This is a genomic window from Pseudomonas chlororaphis subsp. piscium (genome assembly GCF_003850345.1).
Classification (GTDB): Bacteria; Pseudomonadota; Gammaproteobacteria; order Pseudomonadales; family Pseudomonadaceae; genus Aquipseudomonas; species Aquipseudomonas piscium.
Genome location: NZ_CP027707.1, coordinates 4,247,647 through 4,267,188, shown reverse-complemented (window position 1 = coordinate 4,267,188; position 19,542 = coordinate 4,247,647). Strand labels below are relative to the sequence as shown.

The following is a 19,542-nucleotide window of genomic DNA, read 5'->3' as shown; positions in this document are numbered from 1 at the left end:
TGGTCGTCCCGAAGAATGTGGTGGCAGTCGAGGGTCAGGCGGGTTCCTGGTCGGGGCCCTCGGGCTCGGCAAGGATGATGCCGTCTTTCATGCCCAGCAATACGGCCACCTTGTGCGCCTCTCCGCGTCGTCCTTTCTTGCGGCCGGCCAGTACCTGGTAGGTGGTGGCTGGATCGACCCCGTGTTCACGGGCGAACTGTTGAACCGATTTACCTTGATGTTCAAGCCAGGCCTTGGCTTGTGCGGCAGTGCGGATACCGGGCATAGTTCAAAACCGTTCAAATTTGTTCAATGCTTGAAGGGTGTAACACCCCTAGGGGTGCATAAAAAAGGATCATACATCCAAATGAGTGGAATCGGTTCGCGGTTAAGACAGGAAAGGGAACGCCTGGGGTTGTCGCAGAAAAAATTTGGTGAAGTTGGCGGCGTGGAAGCCAATGCCCAAGGCAGATATGAAAGTGGAGACCGGGTACCCAAGGCGGACTACTTGTCCCGGGTGGCGGCAAAAGGGGTCGATGTCCTTTATATATTGACCGGCAGGCGGACCCCGACCAGCGCTGAGAATCTCAGCCAGAGCGAGGAGAAAATCCTCGTCAGTTATCGGGCCTTGTACAAGGAAGATCAGGACGCGATCCGGCACCTGACCCATACCCTTGCCGAGCTTTCGGTTTGCAGCCTGATGAAAAGAAAGGCGGACGCCCGAGAGCCTTAGGGCAGGGCGTTCGCAGCGCATTAACCATCCACCGGATACCCCTGGTGAGCAGGTGCTTTTTATATGGCGCTTGTCATTAGGTCAGCACGCTGCTTTTTTGCTAAGGTGTCCGGCAACCTATAAGACCAAATCGCGAGGTGTCTGCTTGATTAGGGTGCTAGTAGTCGATGACCATGATCTCGTTCGTACAGGTATTACACGAATGTTGGCTGACATCGATGGCCTGCAAGTGGTCGGTCAGGCCGAGTCAGGGGAGGAATCCCTGCTCAAGGCCCGAGAATTGAAACCCGATGTGGTCCTCATGGACGTCAAGATGCCCGGGATCGGCGGTCTTGAAGCCACGCGCAAATTGTTGCGCAGTCACCCGGATATCAAAGTCGTGGCCGTCACTGTGTGTGAAGAAGATCCGTTCCCGACCCGCTTGCTACAAGCGGGCGCGGCGGGTTACCTGACCAAGGGCGCGGGCCTCAATGAAATGGTGCAGGCCATCCGTCTGGTGTTTGCCGGCCAGCGTTACATCAGCCCGCAGATTGCCCAGCAACTGGTGTTCAAGTCATTCCAGCCGTCCAGTGAATCGCCGTTCGACGCCTTGTCGGAGCGCGAGATCCAGATTGCGCTGATGATTGTCGGCTGCCAGAAAGTGCAGATCATCTCCGACAAGCTGTGCCTGTCTCCGAAAACCGTGAATACCTACCGTTACCGTATCTTCGAGAAGCTCTCGATCAGCAGCGATGTCGAACTGACGTTGCTGGCGGTTCGCCACGGCATGGTCGATGCCAGTGCCTGACAATGACCGACCCGTTTGATCCCAGTGCTTTTCTTTCCACCTGCAGTGGCCGTCCCGGCGTGTATCGCATGTTCGACAGCGATGCGCGCCTGCTCTACGTCGGTAAAGCCAAGAACCTGAAGAGCCGCCTGGCCAGCTACTTCCGCAAGACTGGCCTGGCGCCGAAGACGGCTGCCCTGGTGGGGCGCATCGCGCAGATCGAAACCACCATCACCGCCAACGAAACCGAGGCCCTGCTGCTCGAGCAGACGCTGATCAAGGAGTGGCGGCCGCCGTACAACATCCTGTTGCGCGACGATAAGTCCTATCCCTATGTGTTTCTGTCGGACGGTGAGTTTCCGCGTTTCAGCATCCATCGCGGGGCGAAAAAGCAGAAGGGCAAGTACTTCGGCCCGTACCCCAGCGCCGGGGCCATCCGCGAGAGCCTGAGTCTGCTGCAAAAGACTTTCATGGTTCGCCAGTGCGAGGACAGCTACTACAAGAACCGCACCCGGCCGTGCCTGCAGTATCAGATCAAGCGCTGCAAGGCACCGTGCGTCGGCCTGGTGGAGGCCGAGGTGTACGCCGAAGATGTGCGCCACTCGGTGATGTTCCTCGAAGGGCGCAGCAATGCCCTGACCGATGAACTGTCAGCCGGCATGGAGCAGGCGGCCAGTACCCTGGACTTCGAGAAAGCCGCCGAACTGCGCGACCAGATCTCCCTGCTGCGGCGGGTGCAGGACCAGCAGAGCATGGAAGGCGGCAGCGGCGATGTGGACGTGGTGGCGGCCTTCGTCAACCCGGGCGGCGCCTGCGTGCACCTGATCAGCGTGCGTGGCGGTCGGGTGCTGGGCAGCAAGAACTTCTTTCCCCAGGTGGGTATCGAGGAGGAGGTGGCCGAGGTCATGTCGGCGTTCCTCGGCCAGTACTTTCTCAGCAGCCCCGAGCGCGACCTGCCCAGCGAGCTGATCGTCAACGTGGTCCACGAAGACTTCCCGACCCTGATCACCGCGATCCAGGCCTTGCGCGGTCGCGAGCTGAGCATCAGCCACCGGGTGCGCGGCACGCGGGCGCGCTGGCAGCAACTGGCAGTGACCAACGCCGAGCAGGCCCTGAGCGCGCGCCTGGCCAACCGGCAGCATGTGGCGGCACGTTTCGAAGCCCTGGCCGAAGTGCTGAACCTGGACGAACCGCCGCAACGCCTGGAGTGCTACGACATCAGTCACTCCAGCGGCGAGGCGACCGTGGCCTCCTGCGTGGTGTTTGGCCCGGAAGGGCCGCTGAAGTCCGATTACCGGCGCTACAACATCGAAGGCGTCACCGCCGGCGACGACTATGCGGCGATGCACCAGGCCCTGACCCGGCGCTTCAGCAAACTCAAGGACGGCGAGGGCAAACTGCCGGACATCCTGCTGGTGGACGGCGGCAAGGGCCAACTGTCCATGGCCCGCGATGTGCTCAACGAGCTGGCGGTACCCGACCTGATCCTGCTGGGGGTGGCCAAGGGCGCGACGCGCAAGGCCGGTTTCGAGACCCTCTACCTCAATGATGCGGCCCATGAGTTCACCCTCAAGGGCGACTCACCGGCGCTGCACCTGATCCAGCAGATCCGCGACGAGGCTCACCGTTTCGCGATCACCGGCCACCGCGCGCGCCGCGGCAAGACCCGCCGCACCTCGACCCTCGAAGGCGTGGCCGGCGTCGGCCCCAAGCGCCGCCGCGACCTGCTGAAGCATTTTGGCGGATTGCAGGAGCTGTCCCGCGCAAGTATCGACGAAATCGCCAAGGCACCGGGGATCAGTAAAAAGCTCGCTGAACTGATTTATGCGAACTTGCATAGTGAGTAGGGGAGAACTCAGGGGCGGAAAGGGTCAGGTTGACCAGGACACAGTTTCAGGCGGGCAATAACATCAGGACCTGTTTTAGTGATGTCGATCTTACCGCTCCCATCGAGGTAAATGTCCATTGTTCTCCACCGTTTTGGTGTGATGTAGATGCACCGGGGCGGGGTCGTATCGGCCCACCAATCGAACATCATAAAGAAATCCTTATCGGGGAAAATATGCCCCGCATCACCGGTTGTCTCACCCGGCATCAAGTCCCGTCGAAATATTGAATGCTGCGTATTGAAGACGTATTTGAGTTCTTTTGAACCATCGTCCGAGTAGTAAATGACAACCCTTGGCAAAGCCAAATACCAGCATGCAATAAGGAAGCAAACGAATCCTGTAATCCACCGCCCTAAGTAGAGCCTTTTCTCACTTGCAGACATGTGGTTGAACTCCTTTCGCCCAGTCGCTTATGGGTACTGCCAGCACTTTGTCCATAATGATCTTCCCTGTGAGGCCACCATTTGGATATTCCTTGTATAGGCTTATCCCGATAATGATCGAGACCCTATCGGGTACATCATCCCATGCGCGCATACCTTCAACACCCTTGGTCCTTTGCGGGCCATCAAATCTCTCAGGGTTTTTGATGAAGCGCCAAGTGTCTGATCCGATTTGCTCTACACCAGCACCGTCCAATAAGACACTCTCAGAAAGCCCACCTGCTACACCCACATATCCGTAGTGGATGTTCGACCAGATATCGTAGAAATATTCATAGGCACCTTGCTTATGCCAAGGATATTCACCAAAGAGTTTTTGCAGTATTGGCTTATGGTCCCATGGCCTGTTCTGACCTACGCGCTCAGTCCAGATAGCAAAAGCCTTTGCTTTCTTTCCGAGCGCCAAGCTGTAGAAGTCTGGACCAAGACCGAGTCGCATGTAAAAGGGCAAGGCTGCGTACTTTCTTGTTTCTGCTGCGGGGTCAAAGCTATTCAAATCTTTCATTTGCCGCACGGACGGGCTGTTGATGTTGCGGTTCATCTCGCCAGCAATGTAGCTCGCCAGTTCCTCCATGTGGTCGGGGTCGGTACAGAGCTTCTCCTCTGACTGCTCTTCAGGCGCCTTAGAGGCCGCATTGGGATCAACCAAGGCATTTGCAGCGGTCGCCTTCTCGGTCAGCCTCGGGTCGGCCAGCAAGGTCGCCATCTTTTCATCGTCTACCGAGCCGTCTGGGCGAAACACGCCGAGGGCTGCGAAGTTAATGATTGCCGCGCCAGGAGTGGGCCCAAAGACGAAGCCTCCGAAGGTATCGCCTGACCCCGTGATGATCGTCCCGCCGTGACTGGTAGGGCTCCCTAAGTGGGCCATAGGGCGACCATTCAGGATGATCGAGGGAAACCCCGTGGTGATGACTGCACCACAACCGCAAGTGTCACCGACTCGGGCTGCTCCCATGGAGTTGATGTTGATGTCGCCAGAAGCGCCAGCAATCGGAGTGGTGCCGTGACCGGGAAGTGGGCAGACGTGTTTGTCCCCAGGCGAGCAGAAGAGAGCATTTTATCGTCCCTGCGTTGACTGATCCGCGAGGCTCTTTGTAGAGCCCCGCAAACCTAGCAAGCGGTGATGGGCAAGGCTTTAGGACGATTCTGAACTTGGATGGGGTCTAGCGAGGGCTGAGAGTCTGGCTGGAAAATCTGCATGGCCACCGCACTACGTCTGCATACGACGGTTCCAGCAGGCTTGCGAACTGAGCCTGGTACTGCGCGCGCAGGCCCCAGAAAGTTGCGCTTTCAAGGGACTCAAAGTGTTGGAACAGTGTTAGACACGCTGTGCGAGAAGCCCGTAGAATGGCCGTGCCTACCTCATCTGCTGTCTTTTTCGAGTAGATTGCCAACTCACCTCGTAGCCAGTTGTGCCGATGAATATCCCTAATCTGATCACCGTTCTACGCGTTCTGCTCATCCCGATCTTCATTTTGCTGTTTTACCTGCCTTATAGCTGGAGCTACATGGCCGCCAGTTCCGTCTTCGCGTTCGCCGCGGCCACCGACTGGCTCGATGGCTACCTGGCGCGGCGTCTGGAGCAAAGCACGCCGTTCGGGGCTTTCCTCGATCCGGTGGCCGACAAGTTGATGGTGGCGGTGGCCCTGGTGCTGTTGGTGCAAGAGCACGGCAACCTGTGGCTGACCCTGCCGGCGGCGGTGATCATAGGACGCGAAATCGTCGTTTCCGCCCTTCGCGAGTGGATGGCCGAACTGGGCGCCCGCGCGCAAGTGGCGGTGTCCAACATGGGCAAATGGAAAACCGCCGCGCAGATGCTGGCGCTGGTGATCCTGCTGGCCAACCCACCGGCCTTCACTTTCTGGGTGTTGCTGGGTTATGCCTTGTTGCTGATCGCCGGAGGGCTGACCCTGTGGTCCATGCTGCAGTACCTGCGCGCCGCCTGGCCGCATCTGAAGACCGATGTGGAAAAGAAATAAAACTTTTTTGAATCAAGGGGTTGACGCAGTTTCGAATTTCTATAGAATGCACACCACCAAGACGCGGGAATAGCTCAGTTGGTAGAGCACGACCTTGCCAAGGTCGGGGTCGCGAGTTCGAGTCTCGTTTCCCGCTCCAAACATAGCACTACAGAGTTCCACTGAATTCTGTAAGTGATTGAAATCAGGGCCTTAGGGTCCTTTTTTCGTTCCGGTGGGAACCACTGAAATCCAGCACTATCCAGTGCGTTTAAGTCCCGATTTAAGTCCCGATGAGAATCTTGAATTCGGATGAGCACTGAATCGGTTTGATGCTGGATCAGTTTGGGTAGCGAGATGAGCATCTGGCCCTGACTCTGTTCAGGAGCTCGCAATGGCACTTTCGGATACGACCGTTCGACACGCACGAATCACCGGTAATGACTACACGCTTGGCGACACAGATGGGCTTGCGCTCAATGTGACGGCCCAGGGTGGGAAAATCTGGCGCTTCAGGTACTACTGGGTAGGGACACAGATGCGTATGTCCCTGGGTAGTTATCCGCAAATCAGCCTTAAAGAAGCCCGAGTGCTGCGTGATGAAGCGCGTGCTTTGGTTGCCCGAGGCATCAACCCTAATGAGCATCGTAAACAGCAGCGTCGTGCTGTCCGTTTCGCGGCAGAGCACACCTTCGAGGCAGTGTTCAATCAGTGGGTGGAGTTTCGCAGGCTGAGCTTGAAGGAAGGCCGCCAGAGCACGCTCTCGCAAATCTTGAGAATCTTCAATAAAGACGTCTTGCCCACACTGGGTGGGCGGTCTGTCTACGATATCAGTCGTCACGATTTGCTGGATTTGCTAAGCAGGATCGAACAGCGCAAGGCCTTAACGACCGCTGAAAAGTGCCGGACCTGGTTCAACCAATTGTTCCGCTATGCGCTGGTGAAGATCGAGGGGCTGGAGCACAATCCGGCTTCAGATCTCGATGTTGTTGCGCTCCCCAAACCTCCGGTGTCACACAATCCGTTTCTTCGTATGGACGAGCTGCCTGCGCTGATGGCCGCTCTCCGAAACTGCGGCGGCGCCAACCAAACACGCCTTGGCCTTCGATTGTTACTGCTGACCGGTGTTCGCACCGGCGAGCTGCGCTTGGCGACACCCGACCAGTTCGATCTGGAGCAGCGGTTATGGATCATACCCGCGGAGGTAGTGAAACAACTCCAGTTAGCGATGCGGAGGCCAGGGAGGCAGGTCGCAAACATACCGCCCTACATCGTGCCGCTGTCGGTTCAGGCGCTTGAAATAGTGCGTCACTTGCTGGACCAGGTTCTCCCCGCGCAACGTTACTTATTTGTGCATCGGAGCGATCTTGGCAAGCGTATCAGTGAGAACACCCTCAATGGAGCGCTACGCCGGATGGGCTATGCCGATCAACTCACGGGTCATGGCATGAGGGCTACGATCTCGACGGCGTTGAATGAAATCGGATACCCAAAGGTATGGGTCGATGCTCAACTTTCTCATGCAGATCCGGACAAGGTGAGCGCGGCTTATAATCACGCAGAATACGTTGAACAGCGCCGGACCATGATGCAGGACTGGGCGAACCGCCTGGATCTTTGGGGGCAGGGCCAGCCGAAAGCAGCGAGCTCTCCGCTCACTATCCGTTTAGAGGGTGCAGCTTCGCTGCCCTTGTTGGAAAACGCGAACGCAAATTCCGTTCTGTACAACGGTAACTTTCCAGCGATGACCGTCCCGGCATCTAAGGTGCGGATTCCATGCGCACTTTGGACGCCCATTCCACAAACACTTGGACAGCGATTCCACGCTGACTTGGACACTCATTCCACGGCCACGCGGACACTGATTCCACGAGCACTTGGACAGTGATTTTTCACTGATCCACCCAGTGCTCAGGCAGGCAGCGACGCAGGATTATTCACTACCATCGACCTCTTTTTTCGAAGCAAAGAGGTCGTCGTGGAGCGTTTATCCATGCGTAAAATCCGAGAGGTACTACGCCTAAAGTTCGACGCCGGCCTGTCCGTGCGCAAGATCGCCGCCAGCCTTCGCATCAGCAGCGGCAGTGCCGGCAATTATCTGCATCGCTTCAACGCCTGCGGACTTACTTGGCCGACGGCATTGTCGGACGTTGAACTGGAACGATGTCTGTTCCCGCCAGCACCGACGGTTCCCAGCGATCAACGCCCGATGCCTGACTGGGCATGGGCTCGCGCGGAGCTGCGCCGCCCCGGCGTCACCTTGGCCCTGCTCTGGCAAGAGTACCGACTCAGCCACCCACAAGGCTTCCAGTACAGTTGGTTCTGCGAGCACTACCGGCTCTGGGCCGCCAAGGTCGATGTGGTCATGCGCCAGGAGCATCGCGCAGGCGAAAAGCTGTTCGTCGACTACGCCGGCCAAACCGTGCCGGTCATCGACCGGCAGACCGGGGAGATCCGCCAAACGCAGATCTTCGTTGCCGTGCTCGGCGCCTCCAGCTACACCTTCGCCGAGGCCACCTGGTCGCAGAAACTCCCCGACTGGTTGGGCTCGCACGCTCGCTGCTTTGCCTTTCTCGGCGGCACATCGCAGATACTGGTACCCGACAATCTGCGCAGCGGCGTCACCAAAGCGCATCGCTACGAGCCGGACATCAACCCCAGCTATCGCGATCTGGCCGAGCACTACGGCGTGGACGTGCTGCCTGCCCGAGCCCGTAAACCCAGGGACAAAGCCAAGGTCGAAGTTGGCGTCCAGGTGGTCGAGCGCCGGATCCTCGCGGCCTTGCGCAACCGCCAGTTCTTCTCGCTGGGCGAACTCAACACAGCGATAAGCGCACTGCTGGATCGGCTCAACCAACGCCCCTTCAAGAAGCTGACCGGCTCGCGCCGCTCGGCCTTCGAGGCCATCGACCAGCCCGTACTGCAACCGCTGCCGGAACAGCTGTACGTCTACGCCGAATGGAAAAAGGTACGGGTGCACATCGACTACCATGTCGAAGTCGACGGCCATTACTACTCGGTGCCGTACCAGTTGGTGAAGCATCAACTCGAAGTGCGGCTGACCGCGCAGACGGTCGAGTGCTTCCACGCCAACCAGCGCGTGGCCAGCCACCTGCGCTCACAGCACAAAGGCCGCCACACCACTCAGACCGAGCACATGCCCAAGAGCCATCGCGAGCACGCCGAATGGACGCCGCAACGGTTGATCCGCTGGGCAGAACAGACCGGGCCGAACACTGCCGGCGTCATCGCCTACATCCTCGAACGCCGAATCCATCCGCAGCACGGCTTCCGCGCCTGTCTGGGCATCCTTCGCCTGAGCAAACAGCACGGCGAAGAGCGGCTGGAAGCCGCTTGCCAGCGTGCGCTGGCACTGGGCGCGTGCAGTTACAAAAGCCTCGAATCGATCCTGCGCCAAGTCTTGGAGCGATTACCACTGGGTCAGCAAAACCTGCCACTGCTGCCCGAAGAACACATCAATTTGCGTGGCCCCGGCTACTACCACTGACCTGAAAAAGGAGCACGAATATGCTGCCCAATCCGACCCTCGACAAGCTGCAAACCCTGCGCCTAAACGGCATGCTCAAGGCGCTGACCGAGCAACACACAACGCCCGACATCAACGACCTCAGCTTCGATGAACGCCTGGGTCTGATGGTCGACCGCGAGCTGACCGAGCGCGAAGATGCCTACCTGAGCACCCTCTGAAAGCCGCCCGACTGCGCCATAACGCTTGCCTGGAAGACATCGACTACCGCAGCCCGCGCGGCCTGGACAGGTCATTGATCCTGCAACTGGGCAGCGGCCAATTGTTGCGCGACGGCCTGAACCTGATCATCGGCGGCCCCACCGGCGTGGGCAAAACCTGGCTCGCTTGCGCGCTGGCCCACAAGGCCTGCCGGGACGGCTACAGCGTGCGCTACCTGCGCTACCTGCGCCTGCTGCGCTTGATGGAGGAGCTAGGCCTGGCCCACGGCGATGGCCGCTTCGTGAAGCTGATGGCGGGTTATGCCAAGACCGATTTGCTGATCCTGGACGACTGGGGCTTGGCACCGTTTACCGCTGCGCAACGGCGCGACATGCTAGAGCTGCTGGACGACCGCTACGGGAACCGCTCGACGCTGGTCACCAGCCAGATGCCGGTGGACAAATGGCATGCGCTGATCGGCGATGCGACCTTGGGCGATGCGATCCTCGAACTGAAGGGCGAATCGATGCGCAGGCGCGCAACGAAATTGACGGCAGCAGGGACTTCAGACTAACAATACAAACCTGCGTCGCTGCGCTCCGACTGCCTGTCAAAGTGAGCGTGGAACGAGTGTCCAAATGATCGTGGGCTGGGTGTCCAAGTGTCGTGGAATCCGCATGCGGATTAAAATTCTTTGAAGACATGCGCGAACGGGCCTACATTCCTGATGGATGGGCCTCTCGCGAAGCATCTCTACATCGCCTACCTATTTGGCACTGTTGGCAGTGGCTGTTATATGGATCTTTAGGTCGATGAGATCATTCCATCTATCCATTTCCTAAGGTAATGCCATTATTTTTGTTAAGGCGTTCGCCCGAAGGTAGGTGGGCGAATCTCATCGTAGGGATCTACGGTGATTTGTTGGCTGATAATGACAGTGGATCCAATGTGAAGACCACCTGTTTTGTGATGCGTTCATACCGATAGTCGCGATTCTTCTCGTCGCTTGTTACCCGATAGAACACGAAATGGTTGGGCTTTTGACCGCCTGATGTGGGGCTCTGGTGTGAGGTGATCGCTGGCGAAGGCTCGGCGCAAGTTCATCGGGGTCATAGCTGTGATGCTCAAGTTGTCCAAGGCCTGTCGATCCCATTGGGCATCTTTTTCGTCGGCGGTACCCGGACAGATTGGATGTTCCTGCCAGAACCTGAACCCGCTGAGAACTGGGCACTGGCGTTTCTGGCAAAACGGGCCGTTTGTCTTGTCCTTGGGGGCCATCATCGCAAACGGAACAAGCGATGGCGATAGGCTCCACCGTGCACCTCTAATGTGTTCCACATTGGCGCCGCGTCAAATCCTTATCGGTAAAATAGATAACATATGCCGATAATATGGTGAAAAACCGATAAGGAAATAGCCTAAACTGCACACATGGTCATCCACACACGCACACATCACGAGGATTGCCAGACGCGTAGGTATCTTGCCGCTCCAAGCCTCTTGGCCATTTGGGCGGGCCATCGGCGCCCCAGACCTGCGGCCCATTTCTGAAGGGCATTGGATGTTGAACATCGTTCTGTTTTGCACCTTGTAGTGTTTGTATACAGCTCGGTGGTTCATGTTTTTGATGGGAACAAACAGGTTTTCGGATGCACTCTAGCGAGACTGATTAGTTTAGGTTTTTGGCTGGTCCTAAATCAAAATTGGCGCTATATCACTTCTTATAAAGGAAGGCCCAAGATGTATATGTTTTTGCCGTTTTTAATTGCTCTGCTGAGCGCGGCTTCTATATTTTTCGGGAAAAAGCGAACAGGGTTCTGGCTGTGGGGGGCTTTATTGATTGTCAGTCTGGTATGGTTTAACTACCACTCAACCGATCTCCTTAACTTATCCTTTTGAAAGGTATTAGGACATGAGTAACTACAGCTCGCAGCCCTCGATGGGGGGGAGTGCTTCTCAGTCTTCCAAACTCAATATTGGCGATACGCTAAATATTCTTGGTCTTTTGGGTATCAGTCTGTCGCTGGTAATCGCTTTCTATTATCAGTTTTTTCAGCATGAACTGCCATGCCCACTATGCCTGCTGCAACGAGTGGGTATGATTACCATAGGCTTTGGCTTTTTAATGAATGTGCGTTTTGGTGTACGTAGCGCACACTACGGTGTTGCGCTATTAGGGAGTCTGCTAACCGGAGCTATCGCCTCGCGCCAGGTGTTTCTGCATATTCTCCCAGGGGATCCGGGCTATGGGGTGACGCTTTTGGGCCTGCATTTCTATACGTGGGCTGTGGTGTCTGCCCTTGCATCCATTGTATTCATCTCGGGGCTTCTACTGCTTAAGAGCTGGGAGCAACCATCTCCCATCAAGCAGCAGGCGCATGCTCTTGGGAAGTTGGCCATGGCTGCATTCATCTTTCTGATCGCCGCAAACCTGGTATCTACAGTTCTGGAGTGTGGTACCAGAGAGTGCGAGGCTAATCCCATGGTTTATCAGCTACTAACAAACTAGTGCTGCTCGGATATGACTTTTCATCGGGCTGTGAGGTAATGAGCTCACAGCTCGCTGCAATCCAATGACTCGTTCTTTGTATTTCAATTCTGGTAACTGAAGTTCGCTTAATAGTCTTCTACTGATCGAAAGAGAACTTGAGCCGACTTGCCGTCCACAATCCTGCATGCTATCCCGGCAGAGAAGCTCTGTCGGTTATGTAGGGCACAGCAACTACCTTGAAAGCACCGCTCCAGTCATGATTTACCTGCATATAAGAGGGCAGTTATGTTTAATTTACAGGCGTTAGACTTGGCGCGAATGCAGTTCGCATTTACGGTCTCGTTTCATATTCTGTTCCCGGCTATCACGGTCGGTTTGGCCGGTTACCTGGCGGTTCTTGAGGGGTTGTGGCTGAAGACCCGCAACGATACCTACCGTGATCTGTACCACTTCTGGTCGAAGATCTTCGCTGTCAACTTTGGTATGGGCGTGGTCTCCGGATTGGTTATGGCCTATCAGTTCGGCACCAACTGGAGTCGTTTTTCGGACTTTGCTGGCCCCATCACCGGTACTTTGCTTACCTATGAGGTACTCACAGCCTTCTTCCTTGAGGCGGGTTTTCTGGGAGTGATGCTGTTCGGCTGGAACCGGGTCGGGCGCGGACTGCATTTCTTTTCTACCGTTATGGTGTCTCTGGGAACACTGATATCGACCTTTTGGATCTTGGCGTCCAATAGCTGGATGCAGACCCCTCAGGGTTTCGAAATCGTTAACGGCCAGGTGATTCCGACGGACTGGCTGGCGGTGATTTTCAACCCTTCGTTCCCGTATCGCCTCGCACACATGTCGATTGCGGCGTTTGTCGCCACCGCCTTCTTCGTCGGTTCGTCGGCTGCCTGGCACCTGTTGCGCGGCCGTGATAACCCGGCGATCCGCACCATGCTGTCGATGGCCATGTGGATGGCCCTGATCGTCACGCCCATTCAGGCCATGGTCGGTGACATGCATGGCCTGAATACCCTGGAACATCAGCCGGCAAAAATCGCCGCTATTGAAGGTCACTGGGAAAACCATGGCGACGAACCGACTCCGCTGATCCTATTCGGCTTGCCGGACATGAAAGCCGAGAAGACCAGGTTCGCCGTCGAAATTCCTTACCTGGGCAGTCTGATCCTGACCCATAGCCTGGACAAACAGGTGCCCGCGCTGAAATCGTTTGCCCCTGAGGACCGCCCCAACTCGACCATCGTGTTCTGGTCATTCCGGGTCATGGCCGGCCTCGGCATGTTGATGGTCTTCACCGGATTGTGGAGCTTGTGGCTGCGCAAGCGCGGAACGTTGTACCAGTGCCGTCCGTTTCTGTACTTGGCAATGTTCATGGGGCCGTCCGGCCTGATCGCGATTCTCGCTGGTTGGTTCACCACTGAAATCGGTCGTCAACCGTGGGTGGTGTATGGCCTGCTGCGTACTACCGATGCCTCGTCGAACCACAGCGTGGCGCAGATGAGCCTTACCCTGATCATGTTTATCGTGGTGTATTTCGCGCTGTTCGGGACCGGTTTCGGCTACATGATGCGTCTGGTGCGCAAAGGTCCGAAAATCAACGAAGGTGCTGCATTGAGCCAGGGTGGTCCTGGTCAGCAACGTACGCCTGCTCGTCCGCTTTCCGCTGCCGACGACAACGGTGAAGGTGATTACAGCCACAGCCTGAACAAGGGGAATTGAGTCATGGGTATTGATCTTCCACTGATCTGGGCCGTGGTCATCATCTTCGGCATCATGATGTACGTGATCATGGACGGTTTCGATCTGGGGATTGGCATTCTTTTCCCTTTCATCAAGAACCATAGCGACCGCGACGTCATGATGAACACCGTCGCCCCCGTCTGGGACGGTAACGAGACTTGGCTGGTACTGGGTGGCGCTGCGCTGCTCGGTGCCTTCCCGTTGGCTTACTCGGTGGTTTTATCGGCGTTATATCTGCCACTGATTTTCATGCTGTTTGGGCTGATCTTTCGCGGCGTGGCGTTCGAGTTTCGCTTCAAGGCCAAGGAAGACAAGCGTCATATCTGGGACAAGGCCTTCATCGCTGGTTCGCTGGTCGCCACGTTCTTCCAGGGTGTAGCGCTGGGTGCGTTCATTGATGGTATACCGGTGGTCAATCGGCAGTTCGCCGGCGGTGGGCTGGATTGGTTGACGCCCTTCAGCCTGTTCTGTGGTGTGGCGCTGATCGTCGCGTATGCCTTGCTGGGTTGTACCTGGCTGATCATGAAAACCGAAGGCAAGTTGCAGGAGCAGATGCAAGACCTGGCGCGGCCGCTGGTCCTCGTGCTGCTGGCGGTAATCGCTATCGTCAGTATCTGGACCCCAGTAACTCATCCCGAGATTGCCTCGCGCTGGTTCACCTTGCCGAACCTGTTCTGGTTTCTGCCGGTGCCGATCCTGGTGCTGGTAACAACTTGGGGTCTGTTCAAGGCTGTGGCGCGTAACGCGCATTACACGCCGTTCCTGCTGACCCTGGTGCTGATCTTCCTCGGCTACAGCGGTTTGGGCATCAGTCTGTGGCCGAACATCGTGCCACCGTCAATTTCAATTTGGGACGCTGCCTCACCGCCGCAAAGCCAGGGCTTTCTCCTGGTCGGCACCTTGTTCATCATCCCGTTCATCCTGGGGTACACCTTCTGGAGCTACTACGTGTTCCGCGGCAAGGTCACCCACGAAGACGGTTACCACTAGCAGAGGAGTGCTCCAATGGACCGTAAGAGAATTGTTGAATCGGCCGAGCATAAGCCACTACTGCGGCAGCGGCTGGGCTGGATGCTGGTGATTTATGCGGGCAGCGTGGCGGCGTTGGGTGTGTCTGCCATGCTGATCCGACTGTTCATGCAGGCGGCGGGGATGAAGTCGCACTGACAGGTTTTTCGATGCTGGGGCAGTCTCTTTAGGATACGGACGTCCGGGGGCTGTTCTTTGCTATTAGATTCATACAAAGCGATTGCACCTGTTCACGCTTGGCGCTCCTTCCTTCGGGAGTTTTGTTCGGACTTCACACGACTCGATGTCGGAACTACGAGAGCACCGGTATACCAATAATCCTTTTTGGGGGTTGATACGAACAATGAAATTTTTCGGCGCGCCGCAAAGCTATCGGAGGGTTTGTCGAGCCGCCGGCATGATTCGGTGACGGCAGCCATGGCAGAGTTCGTCATTAACACCCCAGCACGGCAGGCGGCCTTTTTTGCCCTGGCGGTTACGACCCGGACGGATTCAGGCAACTGGCCGAATCGTTCAACTACTCGGTCAGCGGGCTGGTCATCTTTGGGCGGTGGTTGAGCGCGCAGCAGCACGCCGAGTTGGGCCGTCAGCTCGATGAGTCCATGCTACTGCCGTTGGTGCAGCAGCAGACGATCGCCAATATTGTCTACGGCAGCCGCTATGGCAGCAGTCCCGACCTGGGATGACCAGTTTGCCCGTGCCATTGTCCAATCCGTCTGTTCGCTGCTCACCGCCTGCTCTGGCAAAGTTACTGGTTTGCCTCGCACGTGTCGCGTAGCGCGTCACTGTAGAAAAAACTCCTTATCGGTAAAGTCGATAACACATGCCGATAATACGGTGAAAAGCCGATAAGGAAATCACCTAGAATGAACACACGGTCATTCACACATCAGGAAGATCACCATGTCGCTTAGAGATCTCGCAGCTATCAATGCGGGAGCCAAACCCCTTAGCCATTTGAGCCGACCACGGGAGGCGATACGCCAATTCACGCCGAACTGGTTCGCCGCCACCATGGGCACCGGCATCCTGGCCTTGGCCCTGGCTCAGTTTCCGCTCGCCATTCCAGGCCTGCGATCGGTTGCCGAAGGGCTGTGGATGTTGAACATCGTTCTGTTCTGCACCTTCAGTGTCCTGTACCTGGCCCGGTGGATCATGTTTTTCGATGAGGCCAAGCAGATCTTCGGGCACTCTACGGTCTCGATGTTCTTCGGCACTATTCCGATGGGGCTTGCGACCATCATCAATGGACTTCTGGTGTTCGGCGTCCCTCGGTGGGGCACTGGCGTCATACCGCTTGCCGAAGCCCTGTGGTGGATCGATGTGGCCATGGCGCTCGCCTGCGGTGTGCTGATTCCTTACCTGATGTTCACCCGTCAACAGCACAGCATCGATCAAATGACTGCCGTCTGGCTGCTGCCCGTGGTTGCCGCAGAAGTGGCGGCTGCCAGTGGTGGGTTGCTGGCTCCGCAGCTGCTCGATACAGGCGCGCAATTCATCATGTTGATCACCAGCTATGTACTGTGGGCCTATTCGGTGCCCGTCGCGCTGAGCATTCTGGTCATCCTGCTGTTGCGCATGGCGTTGCACAAACTTCCCCACGAAAGCATGGCGGCATCCAGCTGGTTGTCGCTGGGCCCTATCGGCACAGGCGCGCTGGGCATGCTGGTCATAGGCGGCGATGCCCCCGCGATCTTTTCGGCGCAGGGGCTGCAAGGGATTGGCGAGGTTGCTCAAGGCATTGGACTGATTTCCGGCATTCTTTTCTGGGGCCTGGGGTTGTGGTGGATGGCAATGGCCACCTTGATCACCGTCCGTTACTTCAAGGCAGGCATTCCTTTTAACCTGGGGTGGTGGGGATTTACTTTTCCTATCGGTGTCTATTCGCTCACGACTCTCAAGTTGGGCTCGGTTCTGCATTCCAGCTTTTTCAATATCTTTGGCGGATGCCTGGTGTTGGTGCTGGCGGTCATGTGGTTGATCGTGGCTTGCAGAACGCTCGCAGGGGCGTATCGAGGCAATCTTTTCGTCTCGCCTTGCATCGCCTCTTTAGCTAAATAGTCAACTCATCAATAGCGACCTCAGGCTTGCAAGCCTGAGGTCAGCGGTCAATCTGACTCACGGTATTACCTATCTGACGAACGACAGGCGCGTAGAGCGGGCCATTGGCAGCGCTTGGGAAAAATAAAGTGAAGGTTGTGATCTTCGATCCTTTGTTGAGAGTGCAGAACGTATGTCCACTGATAACGGAAACACTATTAAGCGACGTGTCTTTCTCCAGGGCGCAAGCCTGGTAGCTGCGGGGCTTGCATTCAAACCGTTGCGCAGTCGAGCGGCAGAAACCGAGGCTCAGGACTTTGCCAACGGAACCCGGGAGTTGGTGGCTTATCCACAGAAAAGACCCTTGATGCGTGTCACTGCTCGTCCACCGCATCTGGAAACACCGTTTTCGGTGTTCAACGAGTCGGTACTGACGCCCAATGATGCATTTTTTGTTCGCTACCACCTCGCCAATATTCCTACCTCGATTGATGCGGACAACTATCAGCTGCAGGTCAAGGGCCTGGTGGACAAGCCGCTCAGCTTGAGCCTTGCGGAACTCAAGGGGTTGGGGAAAGCCGTCGAGGTCGTGGCCGTCAACCAGTGCTCCGGTAACAGTCGAGGTTATGGGGCGCCGCGGGTATTTGGTGCGCAGCTGGGTAACGGCTCGGTGGGTAACGCACGGTGGACAGGCATTCCGTTAAAAGCAGTACTTGAACATGCTGGCGTCCAGGCGGGAGCCAAACAAGTCACCTTTCGCGGCCTGGACCACCCGGTCTTGCCGACAACGCCAGAGTTCATCAAGGCACTGGGTATCGATCTCGCGCTCAGCGATGAGCCGATGATTGCCTGGGCCATGAACGATGCCGATATCCCTTTTCTTAATGGCTACCCCATCAAACTGATCGTTCCTGGTTATTTCGGTACCTATTGGGTCAAGCACTTAAGTGAAATCGAGGTCATTGACCATACCTTCGAAGGCTACTTCATGGAAAAGGCCTACCGCGTTCCTGACAATGATTGCCAGTGCGTACCGCCAGGCACGGTGCCCGACAAAACCCGTCCGATCGGCAAGCTGAAAGTACGATCCTTTATTACCAGCCTGCAGCCTGGCGCCAAGGTCAAGCTCAACGAGCCCATTACCTTGAGAGGTTTTGCATTTGACGGTGGGCACGGTATTCAGTCGGTTGAAGTGTCTGAAGATGGTGGCAGAAATTGGCGGTTGGCCGTGTTGGGCGAGAGCCTGGGCAATTACTCATTTCGTGAGTGGACACTGCAGTGGCTCCCTCGAGAAAAGGGCAAAGTAGGTTTGCAAGTTCGTGCCACGAACGGGCAGGGCGAACAACAGCCGGTGAAAGTCTTATGGAATCCCGCTATCTATGTAAAGAACAATATTGAAACCACACCGGTCACGGTTGTATAGGAATTCAGGATGAAATGTGTATTTGCGCACTATAAAGCTTTGCTGTTTGCATGTTGTACCTTTCCGATCTGTGCAGTAGCTTCTCCGTTAACAATTAATCTGCCTGCCGAGACTATCAGCCTGCGCCCCTCGGACTTGCCGGGTTATGCCATTGCTCAGCAGAAGTGCGGAATATGTCATTCGGCCGATTATATTGAGTATCAACCGCCCGGCTTCAGCCAGAAACAGTGGACAGGGCTGGCCAGAAAAATGAAAGAGTCCTATGGTGCGCCACTCTCTGAGAGTGAAGTAGGGCTGGTGGGTGAATACCTGGCCGCTACCTATTCAGGTCAACCTGCTGCCGAGAGTAAGCCTGTGATCAAGGCAATCGAGCTTGCGGCCAATACAGTTGATCAACCTAAAGTTGCAGATGCGAAGGCGCTTCTGGATCAGAACGGCTGTCTCGGCTGCCATGCGATTGATCGACAGGTTGTTGGCCCCGCGTACCACGATGTTGCTGTGCACTACAAAGGCAATGCCCAGGCCATTTCGCAAGTTATCGATCACATCAGTCACGGTGGCTCTGGACGTTGGGGGGCAATACCGATGCCGCCATTCCCAGGTTTGCAGCCGGCCGAGCTGAAACAGTTGGCGGACTTTGTTCTGGCGCAGTGACCGTCATAAATACACTTCGATTCATAAAATGAGTGAGATACTTTGATGCGTAAGTTCTGCTTGGCTTTGGTGATGCCCGCGATATTTTATATTCCAGTGGGGATGGCAACCCCGGTTGTTTCATTACAGGCTGGAAAGAATTATACAGTGACGAATGAGCCGGTGAGCCAATCGCCAAAAGTGCTCGAGTTTTTTTCGTATGGCTGCCCTCACTGTCGGCAACTCGATCCGAGCATGACCCAATGGGCTGCCAAGGCTGGAAACGACGTAGCCCTGACTCGGGTCCCTGTCACGTTTGGCAGCAAACAATGGGAAGGCTACGCTAAAGCCTTTTATGTTGGTGAGGCCCTTGATATTCAAGTCGTCACAAATCATGCGCTATTTGAACTGGCGCGCCGCGGCGGGAAGCTGGAGACTGTTGAGGAGATTGCTGACTTTTTTGTTGGGCTCTGCATAGAAAGAAAAGTTGCCGAGCAACAAATCAACTCATTCGCGGTTAAAAGCCGGATGGCTCAAGGCGATAAACTTGCCCAGCGCTATAAAGTCCAGACGGTGCCCAGTTTTGTGGTGAATGACAAATACTTCACCGACGCCAGCATGGTGGGCTCCCCCGAGGCAGTGCCTGCGGCTCTTACGCAGTTGGCAAAATTGCACGATTAGATTGTACAGCCTCCAGCATCGTATGCTCTTTGTTGGAGGCTAT

At 56.3% G+C, this 19,542-nt stretch carries 16 protein-coding genes, 1 tRNA gene and 3 pseudogenes; 17 read left to right on the top strand and 3 right to left on the bottom strand.

Going from position 1 to position 19,542, the window contains the following annotated elements; genetic code table 11:
• Window positions 1–34: 34 nt before the first annotated feature.
• On the bottom strand, window positions 35–265 hold the full coding sequence (locus C4K38_RS19260) for a DNA-binding protein (protein ID WP_025810110.1): 231 nt from the start codon (window positions 263–265) through the stop codon (window positions 35–37).
• An 81-nt stretch (window positions 266–346) separates the two neighbouring features.
• On the opposite strand from C4K38_RS19260, the gene C4K38_RS19255 reads away from it, so the two are divergent.
• The 3 genes from C4K38_RS19255 (at window position 347) to uvrC (ending at window position 3,325) form a co-directional block, all read left to right on the top strand.
• A complete protein-coding gene (locus C4K38_RS19255) occupies window positions 347–712 on the top strand; it encodes a helix-turn-helix domain-containing protein (RefSeq protein ID WP_025810112.1) in 366 nt (121 codons plus the stop codon).
• Window positions 713–857: 145 nt separating this feature from the next.
• Window positions 858–1,499 carry a response regulator transcription factor GacA gene (gacA, locus tag C4K38_RS19250; RefSeq protein ID WP_009049615.1) on the top strand — a complete coding sequence of 214 codons (642 nt, stop codon included), beginning with the start codon at window positions 858–860 and terminating at the stop codon, window positions 1,497–1,499.
• Between the two features lie 2 nt (window positions 1,500–1,501).
• On the top strand, window positions 1,502–3,325 hold the full coding sequence (uvrC, locus tag C4K38_RS19245; protein WP_053279749.1) for an excinuclease ABC subunit UvrC: 1,824 nt from the start codon (window positions 1,502–1,504) through the stop codon (window positions 3,323–3,325).
• A gap of 8 nt (window positions 3,326–3,333) precedes the next feature.
• Here the strand turns inward: uvrC and C4K38_RS19240 are convergent, their stop codons facing one another.
• Window positions 3,334–3,750 (bottom strand): hypothetical protein, encoded by a 417-nt coding sequence (locus tag C4K38_RS19240; RefSeq protein ID WP_053279748.1) that lies wholly within the window; start codon window positions 3,748–3,750, stop codon window positions 3,334–3,336.
• A pseudogene (locus tag C4K38_RS19235) lies at window positions 3,737–4,866 on the bottom strand (polymorphic toxin type 44 domain-containing protein). Before C4K38_RS19235 ends, C4K38_RS19240 begins: the two are co-directional and overlap by 14 nt.
• Before the next feature lie 362 nt (window positions 4,867–5,228).
• Here C4K38_RS19235 and pgsA point away from each other — a divergent pair.
• The 14 genes and pseudogenes from pgsA to C4K38_RS19170 all read left to right on the top strand — a co-directional run bounded on the left by pgsA (window position 5,229) and on the right by C4K38_RS19170 (window position 19,499).
• Window positions 5,229–5,789: a CDP-diacylglycerol--glycerol-3-phosphate 3-phosphatidyltransferase gene (gene pgsA, locus C4K38_RS19230; protein ID WP_007924430.1), complete on the top strand. Its 561-nt coding sequence runs from the start codon at window positions 5,229–5,231 to the stop codon at window positions 5,787–5,789.
• 63 nt (window positions 5,790–5,852) lie between these two features.
• A tRNA-Gly gene (locus C4K38_RS19225) sits at window positions 5,853–5,928 on the top strand.
• A 234-nt stretch (window positions 5,929–6,162) separates the two neighbouring features.
• A pseudogene (locus C4K38_RS19220) lies at window positions 6,163–7,485 on the top strand (tyrosine-type recombinase/integrase); the annotation flags it as partial.
• Between the two features lie 276 nt (window positions 7,486–7,761).
• Window positions 7,762–9,276, top strand: coding sequence for an IS21 family transposase (gene istA, locus C4K38_RS19215; RefSeq protein ID WP_053279746.1), 1,515 nt, complete (start codon window positions 7,762–7,764; stop codon window positions 9,274–9,276).
• A gap of 20 nt (window positions 9,277–9,296) precedes the next feature.
• Window positions 9,297–10,030, top strand: a pseudogene (gene istB / locus C4K38_RS19210) (IS21-like element helper ATPase IstB).
• A gap of 1,166 nt (window positions 10,031–11,196) precedes the next feature.
• Entirely contained in the window at window positions 11,197–11,355 is a 159-nt protein-coding gene (locus tag C4K38_RS32950) for a DUF5993 family protein (protein WP_414860352.1), read from the top strand.
• Window positions 11,356–11,368: 13 nt separating this feature from the next.
• Complete coding sequence (locus tag C4K38_RS19205; protein WP_197678030.1) at window positions 11,369–11,965, top strand: disulfide bond formation protein B; 597 nt, start codon at window positions 11,369–11,371, stop codon at window positions 11,963–11,965.
• 267 nt (window positions 11,966–12,232) lie between these two features.
• Window positions 12,233–13,672, top strand: coding sequence for a cytochrome ubiquinol oxidase subunit I (locus tag C4K38_RS19200; RefSeq protein WP_053279745.1), 1,440 nt, complete (start codon window positions 12,233–12,235; stop codon window positions 13,670–13,672).
• Between the two features lie 3 nt (window positions 13,673–13,675).
• Window positions 13,676–14,683: a cytochrome d ubiquinol oxidase subunit II gene (cydB, locus tag C4K38_RS19195; RefSeq protein WP_053279744.1), complete on the top strand. Its 1,008-nt coding sequence runs from the start codon at window positions 13,676–13,678 to the stop codon at window positions 14,681–14,683.
• Window positions 14,684–14,698: 15 nt separating this feature from the next.
• A complete protein-coding gene (locus C4K38_RS19190) occupies window positions 14,699–14,860 on the top strand; it encodes a DUF2474 domain-containing protein (RefSeq protein WP_081001544.1) in 162 nt (53 codons plus the stop codon).
• Between the two features lie 765 nt (window positions 14,861–15,625).
• Window positions 15,626–16,783, top strand: a complete 1,158-nt coding sequence (locus C4K38_RS19185; RefSeq protein WP_053280003.1) for a TDT family transporter — start codon at window positions 15,626–15,628, stop codon at window positions 16,781–16,783.
• 172 nt (window positions 16,784–16,955) lie between these two features.
• The gene (sorA, locus tag C4K38_RS19180) at window positions 16,956–18,185 is read left to right on the top strand and encodes a SorA family sulfite dehydrogenase catalytic subunit (protein ID WP_081364222.1); all 1,230 of its coding nucleotides are present in this window, start codon (window positions 16,956–16,958) and stop codon (window positions 18,183–18,185) included.
• A 9-nt stretch (window positions 18,186–18,194) separates the two neighbouring features.
• A complete protein-coding gene (locus C4K38_RS19175) occupies window positions 18,195–18,839 on the top strand; it encodes a c-type cytochrome (RefSeq protein WP_081001475.1) in 645 nt (214 codons plus the stop codon).
• A gap of 45 nt (window positions 18,840–18,884) precedes the next feature.
• Entirely contained in the window at window positions 18,885–19,499 is a 615-nt protein-coding gene (locus C4K38_RS19170) for a thiol:disulfide interchange protein DsbA/DsbL (protein WP_053278606.1), read from the top strand.
• The last annotated feature ends 43 nt before the right edge of the window (window positions 19,500–19,542 follow it).

Excerpts from the sequence above, each read along its gene's own strand:
- C4K38_RS19260 (WP_025810110.1), bottom strand. The coding sequence starts at position 265 with ATGCCCGGTATCCGCACTGCCGCACAAGCCAAGGCCTGGCTTGAACAT.
- C4K38_RS19255 (WP_025810112.1), top strand. The coding sequence starts at position 347 with ATGAGTGGAATCGGTTCGCGGTTAAGACAGGAAAGGGAACGCCTGGGG.
- uvrC (WP_053279749.1), top strand. The coding sequence starts at position 1,502 with ATGACCGACCCGTTTGATCCCAGTGCTTTTCTTTCCACCTGCAGTGGC.
- C4K38_RS19240 (WP_053279748.1), bottom strand. The coding sequence starts at position 3,750 with ATGTCTGCAAGTGAGAAAAGGCTCTACTTAGGGCGGTGGATTACAGGA.
- pgsA (WP_007924430.1), top strand. The coding sequence starts at position 5,229 with ATGAATATCCCTAATCTGATCACCGTTCTACGCGTTCTGCTCATCCCG.
- istA (WP_053279746.1), top strand. The coding sequence starts at position 7,762 with ATGCGTAAAATCCGAGAGGTACTACGCCTAAAGTTCGACGCCGGCCTG.
- C4K38_RS32950 (WP_414860352.1), top strand. The coding sequence starts at position 11,197 with ATGTATATGTTTTTGCCGTTTTTAATTGCTCTGCTGAGCGCGGCTTCT.
- C4K38_RS19205 (WP_197678030.1), top strand. The coding sequence starts at position 11,369 with ATGAGTAACTACAGCTCGCAGCCCTCGATGGGGGGGAGTGCTTCTCAG.
- C4K38_RS19200 (WP_053279745.1), top strand. The coding sequence starts at position 12,233 with ATGTTTAATTTACAGGCGTTAGACTTGGCGCGAATGCAGTTCGCATTT.
- cydB (WP_053279744.1), top strand. The coding sequence starts at position 13,676 with ATGGGTATTGATCTTCCACTGATCTGGGCCGTGGTCATCATCTTCGGC.
- C4K38_RS19190 (WP_081001544.1), top strand. The coding sequence starts at position 14,699 with ATGGACCGTAAGAGAATTGTTGAATCGGCCGAGCATAAGCCACTACTG.
- C4K38_RS19185 (WP_053280003.1), top strand. The coding sequence starts at position 15,626 with ATGTCGCTTAGAGATCTCGCAGCTATCAATGCGGGAGCCAAACCCCTT.
- sorA (WP_081364222.1), top strand. The coding sequence starts at position 16,956 with ATGTCCACTGATAACGGAAACACTATTAAGCGACGTGTCTTTCTCCAG.
- C4K38_RS19175 (WP_081001475.1), top strand. The coding sequence starts at position 18,195 with ATGAAATGTGTATTTGCGCACTATAAAGCTTTGCTGTTTGCATGTTGT.
- C4K38_RS19170 (WP_053278606.1), top strand. The coding sequence starts at position 18,885 with ATGCGTAAGTTCTGCTTGGCTTTGGTGATGCCCGCGATATTTTATATT.